Source organism: Gammaproteobacteria bacterium, from assembly GCA_037388465.1.
GTDB lineage: Bacteria > Pseudomonadota > Gammaproteobacteria > SpSt-1174 > SpSt-1174 > JARRKE01.
In genome coordinates, this window is record JARRKE010000139.1 from 1 (window position 1) to 4,079 (window position 4,079).

Annotated in this window: 4 protein-coding genes; 2 read left to right on the forward strand and 2 right to left on the reverse strand. The window is 64.7% G+C overall.

The window, feature by feature from the left end:
* Together P8Y64_14280 and P8Y64_14285 are read right to left on the reverse strand one after the other, a co-directional pair.
* Positions 1–233 (reverse strand): TolC family protein (locus P8Y64_14280; protein ID MEJ2061616.1); only part of this gene is annotated, 233 nt, incomplete at its 3' end.
* 310 nt (positions 234–543) lie between these two features.
* Positions 544–1,197, reverse strand: a complete 654-nt coding sequence (locus tag P8Y64_14285) for a protein-L-isoaspartate O-methyltransferase (GenBank protein ID MEJ2061617.1) — start codon at positions 1,195–1,197, stop codon at positions 544–546.
* 107 nt (positions 1,198–1,304) lie between these two features.
* On the opposite strand from P8Y64_14285, the gene pap reads away from it, so the two are divergent.
* Both pap and P8Y64_14295 read left to right on the forward strand, forming a co-directional pair.
* Positions 1,305–2,792, forward strand: a complete 1,488-nt coding sequence (gene pap, locus P8Y64_14290; GenBank protein MEJ2061618.1) for a polyphosphate:AMP phosphotransferase — start codon at positions 1,305–1,307, stop codon at positions 2,790–2,792.
* Positions 2,793–3,225: 433 nt separating this feature from the next.
* Positions 3,226–4,079: TonB-dependent receptor plug domain-containing protein (locus P8Y64_14295; protein MEJ2061619.1), on the forward strand; the 854-nt coding region annotated here is incomplete at its 3' end.

Genomic DNA, 4,079 nt, shown 5'->3' on the forward strand with positions numbered 1-4,079 from the left:
TCCTTGAGCTCGGTGTGGTCGTTGGTGGTGCTGGCCGACAGGTTGACCTGGGGCAGCAGGGCGCTGCGCGCGATGGGGCTGTTCTGCTCGGCCGCCTTGTAGGCCTGCTCGGCGGCCAGGTAGGTGGCGTCGTTCTGCTGCGCCTGCTGGTACACCGTTAGCAGGTCGGCGCCCTGCGCCGTGCTGGCGGCGGCGATAACGGTCAAGGCAAGCAGGGCTTGTCGGATCTTCATAGCGGCTCCCGGGTAATGGGTGCGGCCCGGCGGGCCGCTAAGAAGGCCTGTCTTGGTGCAGACCTGAAAACCAATACGTGCATCTTAGCGCAGGCCCGAAGGACCGGCCAAGCGGCGTGTGCGGCATTTACACGAATTTACCCCTGGATAAGGTCCTTAGCAGGCTGTTGTTGTCGCTCAGGCGAGTGCGAGAGCAGGAAAAATCGGGCGAGAAAGCGCAGTTTACAAAGCGTTCGCTGCTGCGCAGCCCCGCATTTTGAGCCCGCTTTTGACACCCTATCGTGCCGCATGAGTAGACAACAACAGTCTGCTAGAAGACGAATTCGGGTTTCTGCTCCAGGCCGATCATCGCCTTGAGATTGGTCTCGAACAGGTCGGTGGTGGCGAATTCGTGCTCGCCGACGCGGGTGATCAGGCGGGCGGTCATGACCGGCGCTTCGCCGACCACCACGAACAGGCGGCCGTTCAGGGCCAGGTAGGGTTCGAACACGGGGCGGTATTCGGGCATGGAGGCGGTGACGGCGATGGCGTCGTAGCGGGTCGCCAGGCCCCAGCCGTCTTTGGCGTCGGCGGTGCGCAGCACCGTATTCTGGATGCCCTGCTCGGCCAGGTTCTTCATGGCCAGATACTTGAAGTCCTCGTAGATGTCCACGCTGTGGACCTCGCCGGCCAGCTTGGCCATGCAGGCGGTGAGAAAGCCGCTGCCGGTGCCGATCTCGAGCGTCAGCTCGTGGGGCTGGATGCCCAGCGCCTGGAGGATGCGCCCGTCGATCTTGGGTGCCATCATGGACTCGCCGTGACCCAGCGGAATCTCCATGTCGGCGTAGGCCACGTTGCGGTACGCCTCAGGGACAAAGGCCTCACGGGGCAGGGCCTGCAGGACGTCCAGCACCCTGTTATCCAGCACGTCCCAGGGGCGGACCTGCTGCTCCACCATGTTGAAACGGGCCTGCTCCAGGTTCAAATCGCTCATGGTCTTTCTGCACCGACGGGGATTAAACCGCGTAAGGGTACGGGCTAAGATGGGGTTGGGCAACCCTCAGCCACTTTTCGACCACACAGGGGATACAGATGTTCGAAGCCGCCGAACTGGGCCGCAGCGTCAGCAAGCAGGACTTCAAGGAGGCGGTGCCCGAGCTGCGTCTCGGGCTGCTCAGGGCCCAGCGGGCCGCGCGCAAGGCCGGCATACCCGTCGTGGTGATCATCGCGGGCGTATCCGGGGCCGGCAAGGGCGAGGTGGTCAACCGCCTGTTCGAATGGCTGGACTCGCGCGGCGTGCGGGTGCACGCCTACTGGGACGAGACCGACGAGGAAAAACAGCGTCCGCGCTGGTGGCGCTTCTGGCGCACCATGCCGGCGGCGGGGCGCATCGGCATCCTGTTCGGCGGCTGGTACACCGAGCCCATCGTGGAGCGGGTGCTGGGCAAGGACGACGATGACGTCCTGGAAGCCGAACTGGTGCGCATCGCCGACACCGAGCGCATGCTGGTGCGCGGCGGCGCCCTGGTGGTCAAATTCTGGTGCCACCTGCCGGAGCAGGAACAGGCTAAACGCATCAAGGAACAGCGCAAGGACCCCCACAGCCACTGGCGCATGGCGCCCGAGACCGTGCAATACGCCAAGCACTACAGCGACTTCCTGCCGGTCTGCGAGCACGTGCTGCGCGAGACCGACACCGGCGAGGCGCCCTGGTACCTCATCGAGGCCACCGACCGCCGCTACCGCGACCTGACCATCGGCCGCACCCTGCTCAAGGCCATCGAGACGCGTCTCGCCGCCCCGCCGCCCGACCCCGATCTCACGACCTCGCACGCGCCGGCCCTGCCGGAGATCGACAGCGCCCGCGTCACCGTGCTGGACCACGTCGACCTCTCCCTGGCTCTCGATCACGACGAATACAGGGAGCAGATGGAGCACTGGCAGGCCGAGGTGAACCGCCTGACCTGGAAGGCGTTTCGTGAACGCCGCCCCTGCGTGGTGGCGTTCGAGGGCTGGGACGCCGCCGGCAAGGGCGGCGCCATCCGCCGTCTGATCCAGGCCATGGACGCGCGGCTGTACCACGTCGAACCCTTTGCCGCGCCCACCGACGAGGAAAAGGATCATCATTATCTGTGGCGCTTCTGGCGACGCCTGCCGCGCGACGGCTACTGCACCCTGTTCGACCGCTCCTGGTACGGCCGCGTGCTGGTCGAACGGGTGGAGGGCTACGCCACGCCCGCCGAATGGGCGCGCGCCTATCACGAGATCAACGACTTCGAGGCCCAGCTCGCCGACCACGGCATGGGCCTGCTCAAGTTCTGGCTGCACATCGACGAGCCGGAACAGCTGCAGCGCTTCACCGCGCGTGAGAACACCGCCTACAAACGCCACAAGATCACCGGCGAAGACTGGCGCAACCGTGAGAAGTGGGGCGACTACAAGGCCGCGGTCAACGAAATGGTCGTGCGCACCAGCACCGAGTACGCGCCCTGGCATCTGATTCCGGCCAACGACAAGCGGTATGCGCGGGTAACGGTGTTGAGGACGTTTGCCGAGGTGCTGCAGAAGATGTTGGATTGAGGTTTTTATTGTGCTGGTCTGTGGTTAGGCGTGTGCGGTTTTGTTTCGCACGCCTCAAGGCTGGGATTTTTTTATCTAGCACCATTGCTGCGTGCGAGTCCCTTTCTTTGTACGCACAAAGAAAGGGACGAAAGAAATGCGCCCCCACCGCCTTGGCCCTGCGGGCTACCCTCTCAGCCGTTGACTTGCGACGGGTCGGTTCGACACGACGTCCTCGGCAACTGCTCCTGCGTTGCTCTACCTCCTGCATCCATGCAGTCGTGTCGTGACGAACCTCAGCCCGGCGTCCCTGCCGGGCTGACCGGCATCTGCCGCAGCCAGACATCTACCTGAATTTCTAACCAACTGTTTTTAAAGCCTCCAAGGGTTGGCGCGCTTCTTGCCCTATCGGTCGGATGCATAAATAAACAATGATCGATACGGGAGTCATACGATGCGGAAACCCCGCCTTTCTCTGCTCGCACTGATGTGCGCCGCCAGTTATTCCGTCGCCCACGCCGAAGACGTCACATCACTCGAAACCATCCAGGTCGAGGGCGAACGTTTCACACCAAGCACTCAGGTCATCGACATGGCCGACGATACCGCCGCGCCGGCCGCCGACGCTGGCAGCCTGTTGCGCGACCTGCCCGGCGTGGACGGCATCCGCATGGGCGGCAAGGGCATCGACCCGGTGATCCGCGGCCAGCAGGGCAACCGCCTCAACATCCTCACCGACGGCGCGTACATCTTCGGCGCCTGCCCCAACCGCATGGACCCGCCCACCGCCTACATGGCGCCCGAGCTGTTCGACCGCATCACCGTCATCGAAGGCATGCAGAGCGTGGTGTACGGCCCGGGCGGCAGTGGTGGCACGGTGCTGTTCGAGCGCATCACGCCGCGCTTCGCCGAGGGCGAGCACGCACGCGGCAAGGCCGGCATCGGCTATCGCGACAACGGCAACGTGCGCAGCGGTTACGCTGACCTCACTGCCGGCGGCACCCAGGGTTTCGTGCGTGTTTACGGCAACAAGGCCGAGGCCGACAACTACAAGGACGGTACCGGCACCGAGGTGCGCTCCGCATACAAGGATGACGGTTACGGTGCCATCCTCGGCTGGACCCCGGACGACAACACCCGCCTGGAGGTCAGCTATGATGGCCTGCGCGAGCGCGACGTGCTGTACGCCGGTGCGGGCATGGACTCGCCCAAGAGCGACGCCGACATCCTGCGCGCGCGCTTCAGCCGCGAGGCCATGAGCGGCCCGATCACCGCGGTGCACGCCGAGGTCTATCAGTCCTGGGTCAA